Raw genomic sequence first — 24,046 nt, forward strand, 5'->3', positions numbered from 1 at the left:
CGAGTGTGCCCGGGCTGTCCGTGTCGCCCGGTCGGTCGCGGCGCCGGGGTACGGGACGTCACCGGCCCTGTCCTCCGGGGCGAGGCCCCAGGAGGTCCGTCACCTAGGCTGGTCGGGTGACGACCCCGGAAGCTGAGCAGGATGGTGGCGACGCCGCACGGCCGGAGGCGCGGCTGGAGCGGGCCGTGCGGGCCGCCGAGCAGGCGTTGATCGAGTACGAGATCGCGGTGGAGACCTTCCGCGTCGAGGTCGAGAACTTCTCCCGGCTGCACGAGCAGAAGCTCGGGCCGCTGTACGCGCGGCTCGAGGAACTGGACGCCCGGATCCTTGAAGCCAGAGCCGCCCGCAGCGGCGACCCCGCCGACCGGCAACGGGCCGAGGAGGCCAGAGCACGCCTCGCCCCCATTCCCGGCGTCGAGGAACTGCTGCACGGCTGGATGGACGGCAGCGGGCTGTTCCCGGAGGCCTCGGCGATGCTCACGGACCAGCCGGTCCGGCCCCCGCAGCGGGTCCGCCCCAGCGATGAGGCCCGCAGGCTCTACCGCGACCTCGCGCGCAAGGCCCACCCGGACCTGGCGCAGGAGGAGAAGGAGCGTCGGCGGCGCGAGGAGTTCATCACGCGGGTCAACGCCGCCTACGCCCGGGGCGACGAGGCGGAGCTGCGCGAGCTCGCCGAGGAATGGGCCAGGGGACCCGAGCTGAAGCGGGGCCCGAGCCGCGCCGAGGAGTTGTACGCCCGCCTCGAATGGCTCGCCCAGCGCAAGGAGCTGCTCGCCCTGCTCGCCAGGGAACTGGAGGACAGCGCCATCGGCCACATGCTCCAGCTGGCTCCGGACGACCCGGACCGGCTCCTGGACGAGATCGGGCAGGGGCTGCTCGCCCAGGTCACCGAGCGCGAGACGCAACTGGCCGCGCTGCTCGGCGAGGGCGAGGGCGAGGGCGCGGGCGAGAGCTGAGACGAGGGCGGGGGCCGGGGCCGGGCCGTGCCCCGGCCGGCGTTCGGGCCGGTTCCGGTAGCGTCGGACGCATGACTTTCGGAGCTGGTGTGCCCACGGTCGCGGTCGCGGACCTCAAGGACGGCGACTTTCTGCTGGACGTCCGGGAGGACGACGAGTGGAAGGCCGGTCACGCCGAAGGGGCACTGCACATCCCGATCAGCGAGTTCGTCGCCCGCTACGGCGAGCTGACCGAGGCCGCCCCGCAGGACGGCCGGGTCCATGTGATCTGCCGTTCGGGCGGCCGTTCCGCCCAGGTCACGATGTATCTGGCCCAGCAGGGCATCGACGCCGTGAACGTCGACGGTGGCATGCAGGTGTGGGAGGCGGCCGGTCGCCCCGTCGTGACGGACGACGGGCAGCAGGGGTTCGTCCTCTAGACCCGCCCGTTCCGTCAGGCCGGTGGGTGGGCGGCCAGCAGGTCGCCCAGGACCTCTTCGTGGGCCGCCGCCGGGCCGAGTGACAGTTCCAGGTACTTGGCCCAGGCGTGGTACCGGTGCAGGGGGTAGTCGACGTCGGCGCCGAACCCGCCGTGCAGATGCTGCGCGGTCTGCACGACCCGGCGGACGCCCTCCGACGCCCAGATCTTGGCGACGGCCACGTCACCGGCTGCGGGCAGGGCCCCCGGTGCCCCGGAGGCGATCCGCCACGCGGCCTGCCACAGGGTGGCCTCCATCGCGCGCAGGTCGATGTAGCGGTCGGCGGCCTGCACGGCGACGGCCTGGAAGGTGGCGATCGGGAACCCGAACTGCTCACGCTCGCTCGTGTACTGCCCGGTCATCCGCAGCACGTGCTCCCCGAGACCGAGCGCCAGCGCACACGTCCCGGTGGCCAGCAGATCCCGCAGCCACTCCCACGCTCCGTCGGTCTCGATCACGTCCCGGGCGGCGAGTCGCGCCGACTCCAGCCGCAGCTCTCCGAGCCGTTCGCCGCTGGTCGAGAACTGCTCGGCGAGGACGGCTCCCTCGAGCCCGCGCGGGACCAGCGCCAGCAGGGTACGGCCGGTGCCGGTGTGCGCGGGGACGACCGTGACATCCGCGTCGTAGGCCCACGGCACCGCCGTCTGCACCCCGTCCAGCACCCACGTCCCGCCGTCCTGCCGGGCGGTCACGGCCTGCTCGGCCGGGTCGTGGCCGGTGCGGCCGTGCACGGCGACGGTCAGGACGAGCTCGCCCCGGCCGGCCCGGGCGAGCAGGTCCGCCTTCGCCCCGTCACCGCCGTAGGCCTGGACGGCCGCCGCCGCCGCGCTGCTCTCCAACAGAGGCACCCTGGCCAGCACGCGTGCCGACTCCCGCAGCACCAGGCACAGCGCGACGGCGTCCAGGCCGGCCCCGCCGTGGCGCGGGTCGAGCAGCAGGCTCAGCAGGTCCGCGTCGGCGAGCCTGGCCCACAGGGCGCGGTCGTACGTCTCGGCGACGGCACCCGGGGTGAGGGCCGGACTGGGCACGGTGTCGGGCGCGACCCCGGCGAATACGCCCTTTGCCGCCTCGGCCGCCGCCTGCTGCTCCTCGGTGAAGGTGAAGTCCACGGTGCCTGTCCTTCCGGATCCCGTTGAGCTGACGGAGCGTCAAGATAGAACAGGTTCTAGAAGAAGGGAATGGGTGTACGGGCGGGCGCCGTAGGGTGTCACTCCTGTGGACGACCGGCCGGGCCGCCCTGTGGATAACCTGCGGGGGTCCCCTGTGGACCAGGGGGACCGCGGCTCCCGGTCGGGCGCACGCGCCGTACGGTCACCTGCGCGGTGTGGTGACGGCCACGGCGGGACCGGCGGACAGGGGCTGTGCCCGGGTGGGCGTCCTGAGTACCGTGCCCGTGCCGATGCCGCGCGCCGGTGCGCGGGTGGTGCGACGCCCTCGCGGCCGGGCGGACGGAACGACGGACCGGGATCGTGGAACGGGGCGGAATGGACGCGTACGACGAGGGCTCGAACGCCCGGCACGGCCCGGGCACACCGAGCCGACCGGCCTCGCCCGCGGAACGGGGCGCATCGGGGGAGTCCGCAGGCCTGGGCGTGCCGCCGGAGTCCGCCGGGGAGGGGGTGCCGTCCGGGTCGGTTGGGCATGACGTGCCGCCGGAGTCCGGGCAGGGTGTGCCCTCCGGGTCGGTCGGGCAGGGTTTGCCGGCGGAGTCCGCAGGTGAGGGCGTGCCGCCGGAGTCCGCCGGGCAGGGTGTGCCATCCGGGTCGGTTGGGCAGGGTGTGCCGCCCGCGCGCTCCGAGCCGGTCGGGCAGGGCGTGCCGCCGGAGTCCGCAGGCCTGGGCACGCCGCCGGAGTCCGCCGGGCATGGCGTGCCGCCCGCGCGCTCCGAGCCGGTCGGGCCGTTTGAGCCGGTCGGGCAGGGCGTGCCGCCGGAGTCCGCAGGCCTGGGCACGCCGCCGGAGTCCGCCGGGCAGGGTGTGCCGCCCGCGCGCTCCGAGTCGGTCGGGCCGCCGAGGGCGGTCGAGCCGGGCTCGTCGGGTGAACCCCGTACCGGCATCTCCGCGCTGTCCCCGCGCTACCAGATCGGGGTCGCCCTGGCGCTCGCGGTCGTCGCCATCGGGGTGTGTGTGCATCTCGGGATGACGTTCCTGCACGTCGCGCCGGTGAACACGGTCACCGGGGCGCACGGCGAGGCCGTGGACGACTGGATCTATCCGGAGTTCGAGCAGAACTGGAAGCTCTTCGCGCCGAACCCGCTCCAGCAGAACATCTCGATCCAGGTCCGGGCGGGGATCCGCGGGCCGGACGGCATGACGCTGACCACCGGCTGGTACGACCTGTCCGCCGAGGACGGCGAGGCCATCGACGGCAACCTGCTGCCCAGCCACACCCAGCAGAACGAGCTGCGCCGCGCCTGGGACTTCTTCGTCGCCACGCACGACGGCGAGAACCGGCCCGTGGGCCTGCGCGGCTCGCTCTCCGAGGCGTATCTGCGCCGGATCGCGGTGCTGCGGCTCGACCGCGACGCCGCGGTGCGGACGGCGACCGGGGGCGCCGGGGTCATCGAGCGCGTGCAGGTCCGTTCCCGCACCAGCAACGTGCCGCCACCCGAGTGGAGCCGGGAGAAGGTGTCCACGACGCCGTCCTACCGGGAGCTGCCGTGGTGGAAGGTGCCGCAGGACGAGGCTCAGGGGGGCGTGCGGTGAACCGCCTCACGCTGGCCGTCTCGGGCGGCATCGCCCGCGTCACCGAGGCCGCCCTGGGCCCCTACCAGACGGCCGTCATCCGTATCGGCTTCAGCGCCACCTGGCTGCTGTTCCTGCTCCGCGAGCTCCCCCACCGCCACGAGCTGTACGGGCCCGACGGTCCCTGGAGCTGGGATCTCGCCCAGCAGCTGGTCGGGTCCAACGGCTCCTTCACCATCCTGATGTGGTCGCAGGGCCGCATCTGGTTCGAGATCGTCTACGCGCTCGCGGTCCTGTCCAGCGCCCTGCTGCTGCTGGGCTGGCGCACCCGCACCATGTCGGTGTTGTTCATGGTCGGGGTGCTGTCGCTGCAGAACCGCAGTGTCTTCATGGGGGACGGCGGCGACAACGTGCTGCACCTGATGTCGATCTACCTGGTGTTCACGCGGTGCGCCCAGGTGTGGTCGCTGGACGCCAAGCGGGGCGAGCGGGACCGGGCGGCCCGCGCGCGGGGCGAGCGGGTCACGGACCGGACCGGCACCGCCCTGTGGGGCGTGTTCGGGTTCGTGCTGGTCGCGGTCACCCTGGCCGGCCGGATGCAGGGCGACTGGCTGATACCGGCCCTGCTGTGGACGGTGTGGGTGGCGCAGGCCCTGTGGTGGCTGGCCGGGCGCCGGCCCGGGACCGGTGAGCCGCGGGTCCTGCTGGACGTCGTTGCCGCCATCGTGCACAACGGCGCCCTGCTCGTGATCATGGCAGAGGCCTGTCTGATCTACGCGACGGCCGGCTGGTACAAGATCCAGGGCTCCCGCTGGCAGGACGGCACCGCGGTCTACTACCCGCTGCACCTGGAGTACTTCTCGCCCTGGCCCGCCCTCGCCGACCTGCTGTCGGCCAGCGGCACGATGGTGATGCTGGTGACGTACGGGACGGTCCTCGTGCAGGTCGCCTTCCCGTTCACCCTGTTCAACCGGCGGGTGAAGAACGTCCTGCTGGCGGTCATGATGACCGAGCACGCGGTGATCGCCGTGGTCCTCGGACTCCCCTTCTTCTCACTGGCGATGATCGCCGCGGACGCGGTGTTCCTGCCGACGGGCTTCCTGCGCCGGCTGGGCGGCCGGGTGGCACGTGCGCGTGATCGGCTCCCGCGCCGGGGCGGGCGTACGCCGGTCCCGGGGCAGCGCGCGCCCGAGAGCCCCGAGACGGCGCACGTAGGCTTCGGGGCATGACCGACCCCGTGACCGCCTGGCACCGGCTCGCCGGCGACACCGTCCTGCTCGACGGGTTCCACGCCCTCAAGCACGCGCTGCGTTTCGGCGCCGAGGTGCCGATGGCGGTCACCGCCGACCGGGCGGCCGCCCTCGCCCTCGCCGACGAGCTGGCCCCGGACGTTCGGGACGCGCTGGCCGGGCTGCTGACGGAGGTGCCGCACCGGACGTACGCGTCGTTCGTGCCGCGCCCGCACCCCACCGCCGTGGCCGCCCTGGCCGTCCGGCCGTCGCGCGCCTCCCACCTGGCGAAGCTGGCGCACGCGCCCCGCACGGCCCCGGTCGTGGTGCTCGACAACCCGCGCAACCTCGGCAACGCGGGCGCGGTGATCCGCCTGGCCGCCGGTTTCGGCGCGACCGGCGTGGTGACGACCGGGACGGTCGACCCCTGGCACCCCACCGTCGTACGCGGTGGGGCGGGTCTGCACTTCGCGACGGCCGTGGAGCGCCTCGAGGTGTCCGAGCTGCCGCCCGGACCGCTGTTCGCCCTCGATCCGGAGGGCGACGACATCCGGGCCGTCACCCTCCCGGACGACGCCGTCCTCGCCTTCGGCTCCGAACGCACCGGCCTGGGCACGGAACTACGCGCGCGTGCGGACCACTTGCTGTCGCTCCCGATGCGCCCCCAGGTGAGCAGCTACAACCTGGCGACGAGTGTGGCGATGACCCTGTACCACTGGAGCTGCGGCGCCGCCTAGGCGTCCCGCCGCACCTCGACCACACGGAACCGGTTGGCGACGAACGCCCCGTCGCACAGCGCCGCACTCGCCGCCGGGTTTCCCCCCGACCCGTGGAAGTCGGAGAACGCGGCCGTCTGGTTCACGTAGACCCCGCCCGTGAGGTTCAGCGACAGCTGCGCCGCCTCCTCCAGGCAGACCTCCTGCACGGCCTGCTCGACCTCCGGGTCGGTGGTGTACGCCCCGACGGTCATCGCGCCCTTCTCGCGGACCGTCCGCCGCAGCAGCTCGGTCGCGTCCGCGGCGGAGTCGACGGCCACGGCGAAGGACACCGGTCCGAAGCACTCGCTCATGTACGCGGCCTCGGCGTCCGGCTTGGCCCCGTCCAGCTTGACGATCACCGGCGTGCGGACGACCGCACCCGGGAAGTCCGGGTTGCTGATCTCCCGGGAGGCCAGGGCGACTTCGCCCAGCCCGGAAGCGGCCTCCAGGCGGGCCTTGACGTCGGGGTTGACGATCGCGCCGAGAAGCGCGTTCGCCCGGGCGTCGTCGCCGAGGAGCCCGTCGATCGACCGGGCGAGGTCCGCGACCACCTCGTCGTAGGACTTGGGGCCCTGGTCGGTGGAGATGCCCTCGCGGGGGACGAGCAGGTTCTGCGGGGTCGTGCACATCTGGCCGCTGTACAGGGACAGCGAGAACGCCAGGTTGGAGAGCATGCCCTTGTAGTCGGACGTCGAGTGGAGGACGACGGTGTTGACGCCGGCCTTCTCCGTGTAGACCTGCGCCTGGCGGGCGTTGGCCTCCAGCCAGTCGCCGAACTCGGTCGAGCCCGTGTAGTCGATGATCCGGATCTCGGGGCGCAGCGCGAGGGTCTTGGCGATGCCCTCGCCGGGGCGCTCGGCGGCCAGCGCGACCAGGTTCGGGTCGAAACCGGCCTCGGCGAGCACCTCGCGCGCGACCTGCACGGTGAGCGCGAGCGGCAGCGCCGCGCGCGGGTGGGGCTTGACCAGGACCGCGTTGCCGGTGGCGAGGGAGGCGAACAGGCCCGGGTAGCCGTTCCACGTCGGGAAGGTGTTGCAGCCGATCACCAGGCCGATGCCGCGCGGGACCGGCGTGAACTGCTTGGTCATGGCGAGCGGGTCGCGCTTGCCCTGCGGCTTGGTCCACTCGGCGTTGTCGGGCGTGCGGACCTGCTCCACGTACGCGTACGCCACCGCCTCCAGGCCGCGGTCCTGCGCGTGCGGCCCGCCCGCCTGGAACGCCATCATGAAGGCCTGGCCGGAGGTGTGCATGACCGCGTGCGCGAACTCGTGCGTCCGGTCGCTGATGCGCTTGAGGATCTCCAGGCAGACCACCGCGCGCTGCTCGGCGCCCGCGTCGCGCCAGGCCCGCTGGCCGGCCTTCATGGCGGGCAGCAGCACGTCGAGGTCCGCGTGCGGGTACGTCACGCCCAGGTCGACGCCGTACGGGGACGTCTCGCCGCCCACCCAGTCGTCCGTCCCGGGCTGGCCGAGGTCGAGGCGGGAGCCGAGCAGGGCGTCGAAGGCGGCCTTGCCCGCCGCCGCGTCCAGGCTGCCGTTCTCCCCGTAGGCCTTGGGGTGCTCGGGGTGCGGGGACCAGTACGCGCGGGTGCGGATCGCTTCCAGCGCCTGGTCGAGGGTGGACCGGTGCCGGGCGATCAGCTCGTGCGCCGAGAGTGCGGCGGTCATGCGTGACCAACTCCTCGTCTCAAGAACTCTTCGTCGAGTTCATGACCTGGGCAGAAACCTGGGCAGGAACACTCGGACAGAGCTAGAGTAACCGAACGATCGGTCGGTTCAAGGGGGTCCGCCGCATCTGTGGAAAACCCCGTGCGGGAGGATCGCGCACATGACAGCACTCGACCTCGGCAGCCCCGTGGCCGTCGTCGGCAACGGCACCATGGGCCAGGGCATTGCCCAGGTCGCGTTGCTCGCGGGCCATCTCGTACGGCTGTACGACACCGTTCCCGGGCGGGCGCGGGAGGCGGCCGACGCGATCGGCGCACGCCTGGACCGGCTCGTCGAGAAGGAGCGTCTCACCGGCGCCGACCGGGACGCCGCCCGCGCCCGGCTGCGGCCCGCCGAGGACCTCGCCGAGCTCGCCGACTGCGCCCTGGTCGTCGAGGCGGTCCTGGAGCGGCTGGACATCAAGCAGGAGCTGTTTTGCGAGCTGGAGGGCATCGTCTCCGACGACTGCCTGCTCGCCACCAACACCTCGTCGCTGTCCGTCACGGCCATCGGCGGCGCCCTGCGCGTCCCCGGCCGGTTCGTCGGCCTGCACTTCTTCAACCCCGCGCCGCTGCTGCCGCTGGTCGAGGTCGTCTCCGGATTCGCCACCGACGTCACGTACGCCACGCGCGCGTACGAGACCGCCCGCGCCTGGGGCAAGACGCCGGTCGCCTGCGCGGACACCCCAGGCTTCATCGTCAACCGCATCGCCCGGCCCTTCTACGCCGAGGCCCTCGCGGTCTACGAGGCGCAGGGCGCCGACCCGGCCACCATCGACGCCGTGCTGCGCGAGTCGGGCGGCTTCAAGATGGGCGCGTTCGAGCTGACCGACCTGATCGGCCAGGACGTCAACGAGTCCGTCACGCACTCGGTCTGGCAGGCCTTCTTCCAGGACGTGCGCTTCTCCCCGTCCCTCGCCCAGCGGCGCCTGGTCGAGTCCGGCCGGCTCGGCCGCAAGAGCGGCCAGGGCTGGTACGCGTACCGGGACGGAGCCGAGCGCCCCGAGCCGGACACCGCCGAGAAGCGGCAGCCGCCCGCGTACGTCGTCGCCGAGGGCGACCTCGGCCCGGCGGCCGAGCTGCTCGCGCTGATCCGCGAGGCGGGCATCCCGGTCCGCGACGAGGACGACGACGAGGAAGCGGGGGCCTGTCTGCTGCTCCCGAGCGGTGGCCGGCTCGTCCTGGCCGACGGGCAGACCGCCGTGGAGTTCCGGGACGTCGTCTACTTCGACCTCGCGCTCGACTACCGCAAGGCCACCCGGATCGCCCTGTCCGCCTCCCAGGACACCTCCCCGCAGACCCTCGCCGAGGCCACCGGCCTCTTCCAGGCGCTCGGCAAGCAGGTCAGCTTCATCGGCGACCTGCCCGGCATGATCGTCGCCCGCACGGTCGCGCGGATCATCGATCTGGCGCACGACGCGGTCGCCAAGGGCGTGGCCACCGAGGAGGACATCGACACCGCGATGCGCCTCGGTGTCAACTACCCCCTGGGTCCCTTCGAGTGGAGCCGCCGGCTCGGCCGTACCTGGGCCTACGCGCTCCTGGACGACCTCCACCACTGTGATCCCTCGGGACGCTACGCACCGTCCCTGGCGCTGTACCGCCACGCCCACGCCTCCGACCCGCGGGAGGGCACCGCCTCATGACCACCGCCAAGCGCGACACCTACACCCCGGACACGCTGCTGTCCGTCGCCGTCCAGGTGTTCATCGAGCGCGGTTACGACGGCACCTCCATGGAGCACCTCTCCCGGGCGGCCGGCATCTCCAAGTCGTCGATCTACCACCATGTGTCCGGCAAGGAGGAACTGCTGCGCCGGGCCGTGAGCAGGGCGCTGGACGGCCTCTTCGGGATCCTCGACGAGGAGCACGCGCGCGTGGGGCGCGCCGCCGACCGCCTGGAGTACGTCGTCCGGCGCATGGTCGAGGTGCTCATCACCGAACTGCCCTACGTGACCCTGCTGCTGCGGGTGCGGGGCAACACCGACACCGAGCGGTGGGCCCTGGAGCGGCGCCGGGACTTCGACCACCGGGTGTCCGACCTGCTCAAGGCGGCCGCCGCGGACGGGGACGTGCGTGCCGACATAGAGGTCCGGCTGGTGACCCGGCTGGTCTTCGGCATGATCAACTCGATCGTCGAGTGGTACCGGCCGGACGTCCGCGGCATGAGCGAGCGCGAGGTGGCCGACGCGGTGGTGCGGCTGGCCTTCGGAGGCCTGCGCAAAGCCGCCTGACCGCGGCCTCCCGCGCGAGTGCCCGCGCGTCGGCGGATGTGCGCGGCACGATGCCCCGGCCACCCTCCGGTGGGGTTCGCGGTGCTGCCCGGCGTAGCGGTGGCCGCGAGCTGACGAGCTCGGCCGGGCCGTTCACCCCTGCGGCTCCAGGTCCTCCTCTTCGAAGACCAGCAGCGTGCGCGTGCTGAGCACCTGCGGGATCGCCTGGAGCCGGGTCAGCACCAGTTCCCGCAGCGCCCGGTTGTCGGACACATGGACCAGCAACAGCACGTCGAAGTCCCCGCCCACCAGGGCGATGTGGGAGGCGCCGGGCAGCTGTCTGAGCTCCTCGCGCACCGTGCGCCAGGAGTTCTGGACGATCTTCAGCGTGATGTACGCGGACGTGCCCTGACCGGCCCGCTCGTGGTTGACGCGGGCGCCGAAGCCACGGATGACCCCGTCCTCGACGAGTCGGTTGATACGGGCGTAGGCGTTGGCGCGCGAGACGTGGACCCGCTCGGCGACCGACCGTATCGAGGCGCGGCCGTCCGCCTGGAGCATGCGCAGGATGTCCTGATCGATGGCGTCCAGGGGCCGCGGCGGCGGCAGCGGACCGCTGTCGTCCTGCCCCTCGGCCATTTGTTCAGATGCCACCCGCCCCCGCCTCTCTGCCATGGACGTAGTGCGTCCATCTCAGGCTGTGGAGAACCGTTTGTCCACAGCCTGAGGCCACCCGTAGCCAAAATGTGCCGACGACCGAACAATCGGTAGGTGAGGCGCATCACAGCCGATGCGCCTGACCAAGCCGCTCCCACGAGGAGGTGCCGTCATGACGGTCATGGAGCAGCGGGGCGCTTACCGGCCGACCCCGCCGCCCGCCTGGCAGCCGCGCACGGATCCCGCGCCGCTGCTGCCCGACGCGAAGCCGTACCGCGTCCTCGGCACCGAGGCGGCCGCGAAGGCCGACCCCGAGCTGCTGCGGACGCTGTACGCGCAGCTGGTGAAGGGCCGCCGTTACAACGCGCAGGCCACCGCCCTCACCAAGCAGGGCCGTCTCGCGGTCTACCCCTCCACCACCGGCCAGGAGGCCTGCGAGGTCGCCGCCGCGCTCGTGCTGAAGGAACAGGACTGGCTCTTCCCCAGCTACCGCGACACCCTCGCCGTGGTGGCCCGCGGGGTGGACCCCGTCGAGGCGCTCACCCTGCTGCGCGGTGACTGGCACACCGGCTACGACCCGTACGAGCACCGGGTCGCCCCCCTGTGCACCCCGCTCGCCACCCAGCTGCCGCACGCCGTCGGTCTCGCGCACGCCGCTCGCCTCAAGGGTGACGACGTGGTCGCGCTGGCCATGGTCGGCGACGGAGGCACCAGCGAGGGCGACTTCCACGAGGCGCTGAACTTCGCCGCCGTCTGGCAGGCCCCGGTGGTCTTTTTCGTGCAGAACAACGGCTTCGCGATCTCCGTCCCGCTCGCCAAGCAGACCGCGGCCCCGTCGCTGGCCCACAAGGCCGTCGGCTACGGCATGCCCGGCCGCCTGGTCGACGGCAACGACGCCGCCGCCGTGCACGAGGTGCTCTCCGACGCCGTACGCCGTGCCCGCGCGGGCGGCGGCCCCACTCTCGTCGAGGCGATCACCTACCGGGTCGACGCCCACACCAACGCCGACGACGCGACCCGCTACCGCGGCGACGCCGAGGTCGAGACCTGGCGCGAGCACGACCCGATCCGGCTGCTGGAGCGCGAGCTGACCGAGCGGGGCCTGCTCGACGAGGCCGGCATCGAGGCCGCCCGCCAGGACGCAGAGACCATGGCCGCGGCCCTGCGCGAGCACATGAACCAGGACCCGGTGCTCGACCCCATGGACCTGTTCGGCCACGTGTACGCCGAGCCGACCCCGCAACTGCGCGAGCAGCGGGACCAGCTGCGGGCGGAGCTGGAGGCCGAGGCCGACACCGAGCCGGAGGGGGGAACGCACCGATGACCACCGTCGCCGTCAAGCCGGCCACCATGGCGCAGGCCCTCACGCGCGCGCTGCGCGACGCCATGGCCGCCGACCCAGCCGTGCACGTCATGGGCGAGGACGTCGGCACCCTCGGCGGTGTCTTCCGCGTCACCGACGGACTCGCCGAGGAGTTCGGCGAGGACCGCTGCACGGACACCCCGCTCGCCGAGGCGGGCATCCTCGGCACGGCCGTCGGCATGGCCATGTACGGCCTGCGCCCGGTCGTCGAGATGCAGTTCGACGCGTTCGCCTACCCGGCGTTCGAGCAGCTCATCTCGCACGTGGCCCGCACCCGCAACCGCACCCGCGGCAGGATGCCCCTGCCGATCACCATCCGTGTCCCCTACGGCGGCGGGATCGGCGGCGTCGAGCACCACAGCGACTCCTCCGAGGCGTACTACATGGCGACTCCGGGGCTCCATGTCGTCACGCCCGCCACCGTCGCGGACGCCTACGGGCTGCTGCGCGCCGCCATCGCCTCCGACGACCCGGTCGTCTTCCTGGAGCCGAAGCGGCTGTACTGGTCGAAGGACTCCTGGAACCCCGAGGAGCCGGCGCCCGTCGAGCCGATCGGCCGCGCGGTGGTGCGGCGCCCCGGCCGGAGCGCCACGCTCATCACGTACGGGCCGTCCGTACCCGTCTGCATGGAGGCGGCCGAGGCGGCCCGGGCCGAGGGCTGGGACCTCGAAGTGGTCGATCTGCGTTCCCTGGTGCCGTTCGACGACGAGACGGTGTGTGCCTCGGTGCGGCGGACGGGACGCGCGGTCGTCGTCCACGAGTCGGGTTCCTTCGGGGGCCCGGGCGGGGAGATCGCGGCCCGGGTCACGGAGCGCTGCTTCCACCACCTGGAGGCGCCGGTGCTGCGCGTGGCCGGGTTCGACGTCCCGTACCCGCCGCCGATGCTGGAGCGTCACCACCTGCCCGGTGTGGACCGGATCCTGGACGCCGTGGGGCGTCTTCAGTGGGAGGCCGAGAGCTGATGGCACAGGTGCTGGAGTTCAAGCTGCCCGACCTCGGTGAGGGGCTCACCGAGGCGGAGATCGTGCGCTGGCTGGTCGAGGTCGGTGACGTGGTCGCCATCGACCAGCCGGTCGTCGAGGTCGAGACGGCCAAGGCCATGGTCGAGGTGCCCTGCCCCTACGGCGGTGTGGTCACCGCACGCTTCGGCGAGGAGGGCACGGAACTGCCCGTCGGCGCACCGCTGATCACGGTGGCGGTAGGGGAGCGGCCGGCCTCCGGCGCCGGGGACACCGGGGCCGGGGACACCGGTTCCCAGGGCTCGGGCAACGTCCTGGTCGGTTACGGCACCTCCGAGGCGCCCGCGCGGCGCCGCCGGGTCCGGCAGCAACGGCCGGTGTCCGGCACGTCCGCGACAGCCGGACAGACGGGTGTGCCCGGGGCGGTGAACGGGCGGACCGAAGCCGCCCCCGCCCCGGCGCACGCGCAGGCCGCGGGCCCCGCGACGACGGTGAACGGGCAGGGCGGCGGCCTCGTGAGGGAGGACGGACCCGTCCCCGTGATCTCGCCCCTGGTTCGCCGGCTCGCGCGCCAGAACGGCCTGGACCTGCGGGAGCTGACCGGGTCCGGGCCCGACGGGCTGATCCTGCGGGCCGACGTGGAGTACGCCCTGCGAGCCGCGGGGCAGGGCGTCACGGCATCCCCGGCCGAGCCGCACCCGGGCCTGCCGCGGACCTCCGCGTCCAAGCCCCCGGTGGCCTCCTCCGCAGCGGCCCCCGGCGAGATCCGCACCCCGCTCAAGGGCATCCGAGGCGCCGTCGCCGACAAGCTGGCGCGCAGTCGCCGCGAGATCCCCGACGCCACCTGCTGGGTGGACGCCGACGCGACGGAGCTCATGCGGGCGCGTACGGCCATGAACGCGGCCGGCGGACCGAAGATCTCCCTGCTGGCCCTGCTGGCCCGGATCTGTACGGCCGCCCTCGCCCGCTTCCCCGAGCTCAACTCCACGGTGGACGCGCAGGCCAGGGAGATCGTCCGGTTCGACCAGGTGCACCTGGGCTTCGCGGCGCAGACCGAGAGGGGCCTCGTCGTCCCGGTCGTTCGGGACGCGCACGCGCGGGACGCCGAGTCGCTGACCGCCGAGTTCGCCCGGCTGACCGAGGCCGGCCGGACGGGGACGCTGACGCCCGCCGAGCTGACCGGCGGCACGTTCACGCTGAACAACTACGGCGTCTTCGGCGTCGACGGCTCCACCCCGATCATCAACCACCCCGAGGCCGCCATGCTCGGCGTCGGCCGCATCGTCCCCAAGCCGTGGGTGCACGAGGGCGAGCTGGCGGTACGGCAGGTCGTCCAGCTCTCGCTCACCTTCGACCACCGGGTGTGCGACGGCGGCGTGGCGGGCGGGTTCCTGCGGTATGTGGCGGACTGCGTGGAACAGCCGGCGGTGCTGCTGCGGACACTCTGACCCGTCCGTCCGTTCCGTTCCGTCCGTTCCGTCCGGCCGCAGCGACTCCCGTTTGTTCCGTCCGGCCGCAGCGACTCCCGTCCGGCCGCAGGGACTCCGTGCGGGCGCCTGCCATGCGGACGCTGCGCCTGCCGTGCGGACGCCGTGATTCCTGTTCAGTCCGCGCTCAGCGTCCCGTGACCGGGCCGGTTCCCCCGCGTTCCCTGTGATCGCGGGGGCCGCGCATACTCAGGGGGTGACCGCCTACGAGTACCCCGGTGCACCCGACGCCGGCCCCGGTCCCGCCCAGGGGGCGGACCCCGCCGGATACGACGCCGTCGTGCTCGCCGGTGGTGCCGCCCGGCGCCTCGGCGGCACCGACAAACCCGGTGTGCGCGTGGGCGGGCGGGCTCTGCTCGACCGGGTGCTCGCCGCTTGCGGCGGCGCCCGGAGCACCGTCGTCGTCGCCGCGCCCCGGGCGACCGCACGGTCCGTCACCTGGGCCCGCGAGGACCCGCCGGGTGGCGGACCGCTCGCCGCGCTCGACGCCGGACTCCGCCACACCACGGCCGAGCATGTCGTGGTGCTCTCCGCCGACCTGCCGTTCCTCCAGGACGCGACCGTCGGCCGCCTGCTGAGCGCGCTTCGGGGAAGCGGCACCGACGGTGTGCTGCTGACCGACCCGGGCGGCCGTGACCAGCCGCTCGTGGCCGCCTACCGCGCGCCGCGGCTGCGCGAGGAGCTCGCGCGCCTCGTCGGCCGACACGGCGCGCTCGTCGGTCTTCCCCTGCGGCGTCTGACCACCGAGCTGAACCTCACCCGCGTCTGCGACCCGGTCGCGTCCTTCGACTGCGACACCTGGGACGACATCGCCACCGCCAGGGCACGTATCAGGGAGCATGGGCACGTGTTGGATGAATGGATTTCCGCCGTCAAGGACGAACTGGGGATCGACCTCGATGTCGACACCCGCGGCCTGCTCGACCTCGCCCGCGACGCCGCCCACGGTGTGGCCCGGCCCGCGGCGCCGCTGACCACCTTCCTCGTGGGCTATGCGGCCGCGCAGGCCGGCGGAGGCCCCGAAGCGGTCGCCGAAGCCGCCCGCAAGGCCGCCGCCCTCGCCGTCCGCTGGGAGGAGGAGAGCGAATCCGAGGCCCAGCCGCCCGCCGCCGCGCCACAAGCCCCCCAGGGCGATGTGGCCCCCGACGCCACGCCCGACACCCGCCAGGACGCCGGATGACCCCGCACGGCGCCCGTGCCGGTGAGAACGCCGAGGACCTCGACGTCGAGGAGGTGCTCGCCCTCGTGAAGAACACCAACGGCAACCACCTGCCCGACCCCACGGCACGAGGCGGGACGGACGGTGCCCGCGTCCCCCACCGGCCGGACCCCCCCGACCGGCCCGACACCCGCCACCGCGCCACCCCCTGGGCCGAGGCACGGGCCCTCGCGGAACGCGCCGGCCGCGACGCCGCCCGGGCCGCCCGCCGCGCCCCGGTCTCCGCGCTCTTCGACACCGCCCTCGGCCTGACCCTGGCCGCCCCGCTCGACGCCCTCACCGACCTGCCCTCCTTCGACACCTCCGCCATGGACGGCTGGGCGGTCTGCGGCCCCGCCCCCTGGCGCGTACGGGAGGAGGGCGTCCTCGCCGGGCACGCCGCGCCCGCGCCCCTCACCGACGGGGAGGCCGTCCGGATCGCCACCGGCGCCCGCATCCCCCCGGACGCCACCGCCGTCCTGCGCAGCGAGCACGGCCGCACCGACGACAAGGGCCGCCTGTACGCGACCAGGGACGTCGTCCCCGGCCAGGACATCCGCCCGCGCGGCCAGGAGTGCCGCACCGGCGACCAGCTCCTCGCCGTCGGCACCCTCGTCACCCCGGCCGTCCTCGGGCTCGCGGCGGCGGCCGGATACGACACCGTCACCGCGGTCCCCCGGGCGCGCGCCGAAGTCCTCGTCCTCGGCGACGAGTTGCTCACCCAGGGACTGCCGCGCGACGGCCTGATCCGGGACGCGCTCGGCCCGATGCTGCCGCCCTGGTTGCGGGCGCTCGGCGCCGAGGTCACCGCCGTCCGGCGCATCCGCGACGACGCCGATGCCCTGCACCGGGCCGTCACCACCTCCGACGCCGATGTCATCCTCACCACCGGTGGCACCGCGGCGGGCCCCCTCGACCACGTCCACCCCACCCTCAGCCGGATCGGCGCCGAACTCCTCGTGGACGGCGTCGAGGTGCGCCCGGGCCACCCCATGCTGCTGGCCCGCATCACGCAGACGCAGCACCTCGTGGGCCTCCCGGGCAATCCGCTCGCCGCCGTCTCCGGCCTGCTGACGCTCGCCGAGCCGCTGCTGCGGAGCCTCGCCGCCCGCCCGGCACCGGAGCCGTACACAATGCCGCTGCGGGACGCCGTGCACGGGCACCCGCACGACACCCGGCTCGTCCCCGTCGTCCTGCGCGGCGACGAGGCCGTGCCGCTGCATTACAACGGCCCCGCCATGCTGCGGGGCATCGCGGCGGCCGACGCACTGGCCGTCGTACAGCCGGGTGGCGCCCGGCCGGGCCAGGAGACGGAACTGATCGACCTCCCCTGGGCGTCCGGAGGAATCGGGGTGTGTTTCACGTGAAACTTCCGGGCCAGGACGCGATCGCCCGCCAAGCCGACGAACATCTGGTGACCCATCGGGTGAAACTCCCGAGGAAGATGGTGGAGCACCCGGTCCGCCAGGTCGTCAGACGGTTGTTGATGGCACTGGTGGTCCTCGTCGCGACCGCGCTGATCGTCTACGCCGACCGTGACGGCTACAACGACAACGCGGGCGGCGGCGTCGACCTCCTCGACGCCTTCTACTACGCGACCGTCACTCTCTCCACCACCGGTTACGGTGACATCACTCCGGCGAGTAACGGCGCCCGGCTGACCAATATCCTCGTCATCACGCCCCTGCGCGTGCTGTTCCTGATCATCCTGGTCGGTACCACGCTCGAAGCCCTCACCGAACGCACTCGGGAGGAGTGGCGACTGACCCGCTGGAGGTCCACCTTGCGCGATCACACCGTCGTCATCGGCTTTGGCACGAAGGGCAGGTCGGCGATCCGGACCGTCTGCGCGACGGGACTGAAGAAGGAACAGGTCGTGGTGGTCGATCCCAGTTCCAAGGTGATCGACGCCGCGACCGCCGAGGGGTATGCGGGCATCGTCGGGGACGCGACGCGCAGCGAGGTGCTCAAGCAGGCCGAGGTCCACAAGGCACGTCAGATCATCATTGCCACCCAGCGCGACGACACGGCGGTCCTGGTGGCGCTGACGGCCCGGCAGCTCAACCGCGGGGCGAACATCGTGGCCGCCGTGCGCGAGGAGGAGAACGCGCCGCTGCTGAAGCAGTCCGGTGCCGACGCGGTCATCACCAGCGCCAGCGCCGCCGGCCGTCTGCTCGGCCTCTCCGTGCTCAGCCCCTCCGCCGGCATGGTGCTCGAGGACCTCATTCAGCAGGGCAGCGGGCTCGACATCGTGGAGCGGCCGGTCGTCAAGGCCGAGGTGGGCAAGACGCCGAGGGAGGCCGCCGACCTGGTCGTGAGTGTCATACGCGGTCATCGGGTGCTCGGTTATGACGACGCGGCCGTCGGAAAGCTGGAGTTGACCGACCGGCTCATCACCATCGTGCGCAAGACCCCGGCCACCCAGGTCGCGCCGGACATCCGCCCGATGCCCCCGATGCCCCGCAACAACTGACGAGCAGAGCGAACGGCCGGCCGTCGCGCACCCTCCGGTGCGCGACGGCCGGCCGAGAGCCCGAGGGCGCCGGGGCTACTTCCGGTTGTACAGGCGCATCGTGACCGGCCCGAAGACCAGCACGAACAGGGCCGCCCAGCCCAGCGACCAGGCGACCTCGTCGGCCGGCCAGTCACCGCCCATCAGGCCGCGCACCGCTGACGCCAGATGGGTGATGGGGCTGTTGTTGACGAACGCCTGCAACCAGCCCGGCATGGTCTTCGGGTCCACGAACACGTTGGACAGGAACGTGAGCGGGAAGATCACCATCATGCTGACGCCCATCACCGACTTCTCGGTGCGCAGCATCAGCCCGAACATCGTCCAGATCCACGAGAAGGCGAACGAGAAGGCCACCAGCAGGGCGATCCCGGCGAGGACACCGGCCACCCCGCCGTCCGGCCGGTAGCCCAGGATGATGCCGACGGTGAGCATCACGGCCGACGCGATCGTGTACCGCAGAGCGTCGCCGAGCAGATAGCCGACCATCGTCGACGGCCGCCAGATCGGCAGGCTGCGGAACCGGTCGAAGACGCCCTTCTCGATGTCGGTGTTCACGGAGACACCCGTGTACATGGTGATCATCACGACCGACATCACGAGGATGCCCGGCAGCAGGAACTGGATGTACTCCTTCGGCGAGCCGGCCAGCGCCCCGCCGAACAGGTACGTGTACATCAGCACCATCATGATCGGGAACGCCGTGACGTCGAAGAGTTGCTCCGGCACGTGCTTGATCTTGAGGATCGCCCGCCAGCCGAAGGTCATCGACGCCGACCAGGCGCTGGGCCGCGGCGGCCGGTCCTTGGAGACGAGCAGCGCGGCGAGGGACTCGGCGCTGACCGGGGCGAGCTCCTTGCTGTCGGTGGTCGTCGCGGTGCTCATGCCGCCACCTCGTCCTTCGGGTCGTCGGAGCGGTCGGAGGAGTCGTGCGTGTCGTGCCCGGTGAGGGCGAGGAACACCTCGTCCAGGCTGGGCTGGCCCAGCGAGAAGTTGTCGACGGTGATGCCGGCGCGGACCAGTTCACTCAGCGCGCGGGCGGCCTGCTCGGCCGCCGAGTCGTCGCTCGCCGCCGTACCGAGGCGGGCGGTGAGGGCCACCGGGTCGGGCTCCGGCTGCACCCGCGCGTCCAGGGTGCGGCGCAGCAGCTCGGCCGCGAGGTCGCGCTGGTCGGCATCGCGCAGGCGCAGATGGACGGACCCGGCGCCGACGGACGACTTCAGCTCGCCCTTGGTGCCCTCGGCGATCACTTTGCCGCGGTCGATGACGGCGATCCGGGACGCCAGCTGGTCGGCCTCGTCCAGATACTGCGTGGTCAGCAGCACGGTCGTGCCCTGGGCGACGACGGCCCGCACGATGTCCCAGACCTGGTTGCGGCTGCGCGGGTCCAGACCGGTCGTCGGCTCGTCCAGGAACAGCAGGTCGGGGGTGTTGAGGATGGACGCTGCGATATCGATGCGGCGCCGCATGCCACCCGAGTAGTGCTTGACCTGCTTCGCGGCCGCCTCGGTCAGCCCGAAGGCCTCCAGGAGCTGGCCGGCGCGTGTGCGGGCGGCCTTCTTGTGGTGACCGAGCAGCCGGCCCAGCAGGACCAGGTTCTCGGTGCCGGTGAGATCCTCGTCCACCGACGCGTACTGGCCCGTGAGGCTCACCCGGCCGCGCACCTCGTCCGCCTCGCGGACGATGTCGTGGCCGAAGACATGGGCCTCGCCGCCGTCCGGTCGCAGGAGCGTGGCCAGCATCTTCACGGTGGTGGTCTTGCCGGCGCCGTTCGGGCCGAGGACGCCGTAGACCGTGCCCGCGGGCACGGACAGGTCGACTCCGTCGACGGCCCTCGTCTCGCCGAACGTTTTCACCAGGCCCGCGGTCTCGATCGCCAGGCCGGACGTCTGCGTGCTCATGCTTCGGGTCCTTCCGCGTGCTTGGGCTACGCATGGAGAGACCTTTACCGTCGCGCAAACTCATCGGTCCCGCACACGGTTTTCGCCTGGGCCGGTCCCATGGCCCAGTCGCGGTGGTCCCGGAGACGGAGCGGACTCGGTCCGGGGACCGAGGGGTACGGTCCCTTGCATGTATGCGATCACGATTGCCGAACCTGGTGGGCCCGAGGCGTTGGTCTGGGACGAGGTCCCGGACCCCGTGCCCGGCGAGGGCGAGGTCCTGGTCGAGGTGGCGGCCGGCGCCGTCAACCGGGCCGACATCCTGCAGCGGCAGGGCTTCTACGAACCGCCGCCCGGCGTGTCCCCCTACCCCGGCCTGGAGTGCTCAGGGCGGATCGCCGGGATCGGCGGTGGGGTCTCCGGGTGGAACGTCGGCGACGAGGTGTGCGCGCTGCTCTCCGGCGGCGGTTATGCCGAGAAGGTGGTCGTCCCGGCCGGGCAGTTGCTGCCCGTGCCCGACGGCGTCGGTCTGACCCAGGCCGCGGCCCTGCCCGAGGTGGCCTGCACGGTCTGGTCGAACGTCTTCATGATCGCCCACCTGCGTCCCGATGAGACGCTCCTCGTGCACGGCGGCTCCAGCGGTATCGGCACGATGGCCATCCAGCTGGCCAAGGCCGTCGGTGCGCGGGTGGCCGTGACGGCCGGTACGAAGGAGAAGCTGGAGCGGTGCGCCGAGCTGGGCGCCGACATCCTGGTCAACTACCGCGAGCAGGACTTCGTCGAGGAGGTCAGGAAGGCGACGGACGGCGCCGGGGCGGACGTCATCCTCGACAACATGGGCGCCAAGTACCTGGAGCGCAACGTCAGGGCCCTCGCCGTCAACGGCCGGCTCGCGATCATCGGCATGCAGGGCGGAGTGAAGGGCGAACTGAACATCGGCGCCCTGCTCGCCAAGCGCGCCGCCATCACCGCGACGTCCCTGCGGGCCCGGCCACTGGAGGAGAAGGCAGCCATCGTGGCGGCCGTACGCGAGCACGTCTGGCCCCTGTTCGCCGGCGGCCACCTGCGCCCGGTCGTCGACCGCGAACTCCCGATGCGGGACGCCGCCGCCGCACACCGGGTCGTGGAGGAGAGCGGCCACATCGGCAAGGTCCTGCTGATCGCCGCCCCCCAGGGCGCCTGACCCCTGCCGCGGGTCCGGGGCACCCCGTCCCGAACGGGCGTGCGGCGGACCCGGCGCCGGATTACGCCAGGTGCTCGGCCCCCAGCGCCGGGACCGGGCGATCGCACGGCCGCTCGACGAGGCGGCCGGACCCCTCGCGCCCCCGCGGAGCGGCACGAGCCGTCCGCCCCGGGCGGCCGGGCTCTTCGCGCGGCACGAGCCGTCCGCCCGAGGCGGCGCGATTCCGCCTGCAAGCGGGGCCGCCCGGGGCTTTGGCCCCGCTCCAGGCGGCTGGACTCCCTTCACGCGGGGGTCCGGGCGGGCTCGGGGTTCCCTTGCACTGGTTGTCCGGATTCCGTGTTCAGGTGGGGGTTCGGCCGGGGTTGCGACCTCGCCGCGTCGGGCGGGCGGGCTGCATGCACGTGGGGGGTCCGGCCGGGCAGGCTGCCTTCACGCGGGGGTCCGGGCGGGCTCGGGGTTCCCCTGCACTGGTCGGCCGGATTCCGTGTTCAGGTGGGGGTCCGGCCGGGCGGACTGCCTCCAGGGGGGTCCGGGCGGGCTCGGGGTTCCCTTGCACTGGTCGGCCGGATTCCGTGTTCAGGTGGGGGTTCGGCCGGGGTTGTGACCTCGCCGCGTCGGGCGGGCGGGCTGCATGCACGTGGGGGGTCCTGCCGGGTGGACTGCCTTCACGCGGGGGTCCGGGCGGGCTCGGGGTTCCCTTGCACTGGTCAGCCGATTCCGCCTCCACGAGGAGGGCTCGGCGAGCCGCGGTCCCAACACACCGGACAGCCGGAACCCCCTGCGAGCGGGGGGACGGATCCGGCCGGGCCGTGCCCCCGCCGCACCGTCCGGCTGCCCGGCCGAGCGGCCGGGGGTCGCCCCGGCGGCAGCCGAGCCGCACCTGCGAAGTGCGCGGTACACGTGTGCCGGACGGTCGGGTCCCGACGCCCGGCGTCCGCCCCTACACCCGCCGCAGCCGCAGTCCCACGAACGCCAGGCCCAGGCCCAGGCCGATCAGGACCAGTCCGCTGCCCAGGGGCAGGATGCGCAGGGCCGGGCCGCCGGGTCGTTCGGCGGTCGCGGCCTCTCGTACGGGCTGCTCCGCCGGGGCGGACGGTACCGGGGCGGGCTCCCGGGGCGCCTCGGGGACGGCGGTGGCGTCGGTGACGCCCGGCTTCTCCCCGGCGTCCTCCGGGCGTCCCGGACGTGCCCGGCCTTCACCGGCCCTGCTCCCGGCCCACGAGGGCTCACCGGGTGCGGAGGGTGCCGACGGGGCCGACGGGGCCGACGAAGCCGCCCGGGCCGCCCGGGCCGAGGGGGCGGGCAGGTGGGACGGAGCGGTGACGAGCCCGGCCTCTCCCTCCTCCTCGTCCGTGAGGGCGGCGGCCCCGTGGGACGGGACGGATCCGTAGGGTGAGACGACCGCGCCCGCCCCCAGGGCGAGCACCAGTCCCGCCGCCCGCAGTGCGCGTAGCCACGGAGTCACGTGGGTGACCCCCTCCCGCCGCGCCCGTCAGGGCAGAAACGGCAAGTTCGGTCCTATTGAGGCAATCAGCCTCACACCGTCCCGGACTTCCGGCACTCCGGACTCGGCCGACGGGCGGAATCGCTGCACAATCCGGTTATGTCGATACGTCACGGGCTGCTGGCGCTCCTGGTGGCAGGTCCCCGCTACGGCTCCCGCCTGCGCGCCGACTTCGAGGCCCGCACCGGCGGGACCTGGCCGCTGAACATCGGGCAGGTCTACACGACGCTGGGCCGCCTGGAACGGGACGGCATGGTCGCCCAGGACGACGTCGACGCGGCCGGACGGACGCTGTACGCGCTCACCGACGCGGGCCGGGCCGAGCTGCGCGCCTGGTACGACCACCCGGTGCAAAGGACCGGCCCGCCGCGCGACGAGCTGGCGATCAAGCTGGTGATGGCTCTCGGCACGGACGGCGTCGACGTACGGGAGGTCGTCGAGACCCAGCGCCGGCACGTGACGCGGGCGTTGCACGAGCACGTGCGGCAGCGGGCGGAGGCCCTGGCCGGGGTGCCGGAGCACCCCGAGAGGATGGCCCGGCTGCTCGTCCTGGAGCAGCTCGTCTTCCACGCCGAGGCCGAGGTCCGCTGGCTGGACCACTGCGAGGCCCGTCTGCTGCGCTTCGTCCACGAGGAGGAGGAACCACCCGCGCGGAAGCAACCCGAAGTCTGACCGGCTCGTCTCCTCCGGCGTGGTGGATCAGCCTCCTGTGGGGGCACCACGGAGGTGAGGTGCAGGCGTGCGACAGAATGGCGACATGGAGATGCCGAGGAACCAAAGGCCGCCGGAGAACCCTCAGATCCTGGTCGTGGGCCAGGACGGCATGGCGCTCGGTGGCGGCAGCGCAGACGAGGACTCCCGCGAGACCCCGGTCACGGAACAGGTGGAGCAGCCCGCCAAGGTCATGCGGATCGGCAGCATGATCAAGCAGCTGCTGGAGGAAGTGCGCGCGGCTCCCCTGGACGAGGCCAGCCGGGTCCGGCTCAAGGACATCCACGCCAGCTCGGTGAAGGAGCTGGAGGACGGTCTGGCGCCCGAGCTGGTCGAGGAGCTGGAGCGGCTCTCCTTGCCTTTCACGGACGAGGCGACCCCCAGCGACGCGGAGCTGCGCATCGCGCAGGCCCAGCTCGTCGGCTGGCTGGAGGGGCTCTTCCACGGGATCCAGACGACGCTGTTCGCCCAGCAGATGGCGGCCCGTGCCCAGTTGGAGCAGATGCGCCGGGCCCTGCCGCCGGGTGTCGGCGACGGCCTCGACGAGCAGCAGCCGGGCGGCCGTTCGGGCGGCCCCTACCTGTAGACGG

The 24,046-nt window shown here is 73.0% G+C and carries 22 protein-coding genes; 16 read left to right on the forward strand and 6 right to left on the reverse strand.

Annotated features, from left to right (window positions below; genetic code table 11):
- The first annotated feature begins 116 nt into the window (after positions 1-116).
- Both ACIQHQ_RS18345 and ACIQHQ_RS18350 read left to right on the forward strand, forming a co-directional pair.
- Positions 117-956 carry a hypothetical protein gene (locus ACIQHQ_RS18345; RefSeq protein WP_402612930.1) on the forward strand — a complete coding sequence of 280 codons (840 nt, stop codon included), beginning with the start codon at positions 117-119 and terminating at the stop codon, positions 954-956.
- Between the two features lie 89 nt (positions 957-1,045).
- Complete coding sequence (locus ACIQHQ_RS18350; RefSeq protein WP_033309945.1) at positions 1,046-1,375, forward strand: rhodanese-like domain-containing protein; 330 nt, start codon at positions 1,046-1,048, stop codon at positions 1,373-1,375.
- Positions 1,376-1,389: 14 nt separating this feature from the next.
- On the opposite strand, the gene ACIQHQ_RS18355 is transcribed toward ACIQHQ_RS18350, so the two are convergent.
- Positions 1,390-2,523 carry an acyl-CoA dehydrogenase family protein gene (locus ACIQHQ_RS18355; RefSeq protein ID WP_402612931.1) on the reverse strand — a complete coding sequence of 378 codons (1,134 nt, stop codon included), beginning with the start codon at positions 2,521-2,523 and terminating at the stop codon, positions 1,390-1,392.
- A gap of 615 nt (positions 2,524-3,138) precedes the next feature.
- On the opposite strand from ACIQHQ_RS18355, the gene ACIQHQ_RS18360 reads away from it, so the two are divergent.
- Genes ACIQHQ_RS18360 through ACIQHQ_RS18370 form a run of 3 tightly spaced genes read left to right on the forward strand, consistent with a single transcriptional unit; the run spans position 3,139 to position 6,064 of the window.
- Positions 3,139-4,119, forward strand: a complete 981-nt coding sequence (locus ACIQHQ_RS18360; RefSeq protein WP_402612932.1) for a DUF5819 family protein — start codon at positions 3,139-3,141, stop codon at positions 4,117-4,119.
- On the forward strand, positions 4,116-5,327 hold the full coding sequence (locus tag ACIQHQ_RS18365; protein WP_402612933.1) for an HTTM domain-containing protein: 1,212 nt from the start codon (positions 4,116-4,118) through the stop codon (positions 5,325-5,327). The genes ACIQHQ_RS18360 and ACIQHQ_RS18365 overlap by 4 nt, the downstream gene beginning before the upstream one ends.
- Positions 5,324-6,064: a TrmH family RNA methyltransferase gene (locus tag ACIQHQ_RS18370; protein WP_402612934.1), complete on the forward strand. Its 741-nt coding sequence runs from the start codon at positions 5,324-5,326 to the stop codon at positions 6,062-6,064. The genes ACIQHQ_RS18365 and ACIQHQ_RS18370 overlap by 4 nt, the downstream gene beginning before the upstream one ends.
- On the opposite strand, the gene paaN is transcribed toward ACIQHQ_RS18370, so the two are convergent.
- Positions 6,061-7,752 (reverse strand): phenylacetic acid degradation protein PaaN, encoded by a 1,692-nt coding sequence (paaN, locus tag ACIQHQ_RS18375; RefSeq protein WP_402612935.1) that lies wholly within the window; start codon positions 7,750-7,752, stop codon positions 6,061-6,063. The genes ACIQHQ_RS18370 and paaN overlap by 4 nt on opposite strands.
- A 160-nt stretch (positions 7,753-7,912) precedes the next feature.
- Between paaN and ACIQHQ_RS18380 the strand changes: the two genes are divergently transcribed.
- On the forward strand, positions 7,913-9,436 hold the full coding sequence (locus ACIQHQ_RS18380; RefSeq protein ID WP_402612936.1) for a 3-hydroxyacyl-CoA dehydrogenase: 1,524 nt from the start codon (positions 7,913-7,915) through the stop codon (positions 9,434-9,436).
- Positions 9,433-10,023 carry a TetR/AcrR family transcriptional regulator gene (locus tag ACIQHQ_RS18385; RefSeq protein WP_402612937.1) on the forward strand — a complete coding sequence of 197 codons (591 nt, stop codon included), beginning with the start codon at positions 9,433-9,435 and terminating at the stop codon, positions 10,021-10,023. The genes ACIQHQ_RS18380 and ACIQHQ_RS18385 overlap by 4 nt, the downstream gene beginning before the upstream one ends.
- 132 nt (positions 10,024-10,155) lie before the next feature.
- Here ACIQHQ_RS18385 and ACIQHQ_RS18390 read toward each other — a convergent pair whose 3' ends face one another.
- Positions 10,156-10,641 (reverse strand): Lrp/AsnC family transcriptional regulator, encoded by a 486-nt coding sequence (locus tag ACIQHQ_RS18390; protein ID WP_402613073.1) that lies wholly within the window; start codon positions 10,639-10,641, stop codon positions 10,156-10,158.
- Positions 10,642-10,831: 190 nt separating this feature from the next.
- Between ACIQHQ_RS18390 and pdhA the strand changes: the two genes are divergently transcribed.
- The 6 genes from pdhA (at position 10,832) to ACIQHQ_RS18420 (ending at position 18,139) form a co-directional block, all read left to right on the forward strand.
- The gene (gene pdhA / locus ACIQHQ_RS18395) at positions 10,832-11,983 is read left to right on the forward strand and encodes a pyruvate dehydrogenase (acetyl-transferring) E1 component subunit alpha (RefSeq protein ID WP_402612938.1); all 1,152 of its coding nucleotides are present in this window, start codon (positions 10,832-10,834) and stop codon (positions 11,981-11,983) included.
- Positions 11,980-12,984: an alpha-ketoacid dehydrogenase subunit beta gene (locus ACIQHQ_RS18400; RefSeq protein WP_402612939.1), complete on the forward strand. Its 1,005-nt coding sequence runs from the start codon at positions 11,980-11,982 to the stop codon at positions 12,982-12,984. Before pdhA ends, ACIQHQ_RS18400 begins: the two co-directional genes overlap by 4 nt.
- Positions 12,984-14,429 (forward strand): dihydrolipoamide acetyltransferase family protein, encoded by a 1,446-nt coding sequence (locus tag ACIQHQ_RS18405; RefSeq protein WP_402612940.1) that lies wholly within the window; start codon positions 12,984-12,986, stop codon positions 14,427-14,429. The genes ACIQHQ_RS18400 and ACIQHQ_RS18405 overlap by 1 nt, the downstream gene beginning before the upstream one ends.
- 235 nt (positions 14,430-14,664) lie before the next feature.
- A complete protein-coding gene (locus ACIQHQ_RS18410; protein ID WP_402612941.1) occupies positions 14,665-15,648 on the forward strand; it encodes an NTP transferase domain-containing protein in 984 nt (327 codons plus the stop codon).
- The gene (locus ACIQHQ_RS18415; protein ID WP_402612942.1) at positions 15,645-17,033 is read left to right on the forward strand and encodes a molybdopterin molybdotransferase MoeA; all 1,389 of its coding nucleotides are present in this window, start codon (positions 15,645-15,647) and stop codon (positions 17,031-17,033) included. Before ACIQHQ_RS18410 ends, ACIQHQ_RS18415 begins: the two co-directional genes overlap by 4 nt.
- Positions 17,030-18,139, forward strand: coding sequence for a potassium channel family protein (locus ACIQHQ_RS18420; RefSeq protein WP_402612943.1), 1,110 nt, complete (start codon positions 17,030-17,032; stop codon positions 18,137-18,139). Before ACIQHQ_RS18415 ends, ACIQHQ_RS18420 begins: the two co-directional genes overlap by 4 nt.
- A gap of 75 nt (positions 18,140-18,214) precedes the next feature.
- Here ACIQHQ_RS18420 and ACIQHQ_RS18425 read toward each other — a convergent pair whose 3' ends face one another.
- The gene (locus tag ACIQHQ_RS18425) at positions 18,215-19,063 is read right to left on the reverse strand and encodes an ABC transporter permease (protein ID WP_402612944.1); all 849 of its coding nucleotides are present in this window, start codon (positions 19,061-19,063) and stop codon (positions 18,215-18,217) included.
- Positions 19,060-20,079, reverse strand: coding sequence for an ATP-binding cassette domain-containing protein (locus ACIQHQ_RS18430; protein ID WP_402612945.1), 1,020 nt, complete (start codon positions 20,077-20,079; stop codon positions 19,060-19,062). Before ACIQHQ_RS18430 ends, ACIQHQ_RS18425 begins: the two co-directional genes overlap by 4 nt.
- Before the next feature lie 169 nt (positions 20,080-20,248).
- Here ACIQHQ_RS18430 and ACIQHQ_RS18435 point away from each other — a divergent pair, with 169 nt between their 5' ends.
- Positions 20,249-21,241 (forward strand): NAD(P)H-quinone oxidoreductase, encoded by a 993-nt coding sequence (locus ACIQHQ_RS18435; RefSeq protein ID WP_402612946.1) that lies wholly within the window; start codon positions 20,249-20,251, stop codon positions 21,239-21,241.
- 940 nt (positions 21,242-22,181) lie between these two features.
- Here the strand turns inward: ACIQHQ_RS18435 and ACIQHQ_RS18440 are convergent.
- Positions 22,182-22,706, reverse strand: coding sequence for a hypothetical protein (locus tag ACIQHQ_RS18440; RefSeq protein WP_402612947.1), 525 nt, complete (start codon positions 22,704-22,706; stop codon positions 22,182-22,184).
- 138 nt (positions 22,707-22,844) lie between these two features.
- Here ACIQHQ_RS18440 and ACIQHQ_RS18445 point away from each other — a divergent pair, with 138 nt between their 5' ends.
- Together ACIQHQ_RS18445 and ACIQHQ_RS18450 are read left to right on the forward strand one after the other, a co-directional pair.
- Positions 22,845-23,417 (forward strand): PadR family transcriptional regulator, encoded by a 573-nt coding sequence (locus tag ACIQHQ_RS18445; RefSeq protein ID WP_402612948.1) that lies wholly within the window; start codon positions 22,845-22,847, stop codon positions 23,415-23,417.
- 85 nt (positions 23,418-23,502) lie between these two features.
- Positions 23,503-24,042, forward strand: coding sequence for a bacterial proteasome activator family protein (locus ACIQHQ_RS18450; protein WP_402612949.1), 540 nt, complete (start codon positions 23,503-23,505; stop codon positions 24,040-24,042).
- The last annotated feature ends 4 nt before the right edge of the window (positions 24,043-24,046 follow it).

Origin of the sequence: Streptomyces sp. NPDC092370 (assembly GCF_044755265.1) — a bacterium.
GTDB lineage: Bacteria > Actinomycetota > Actinomycetes > Streptomycetales > Streptomycetaceae > Streptomyces.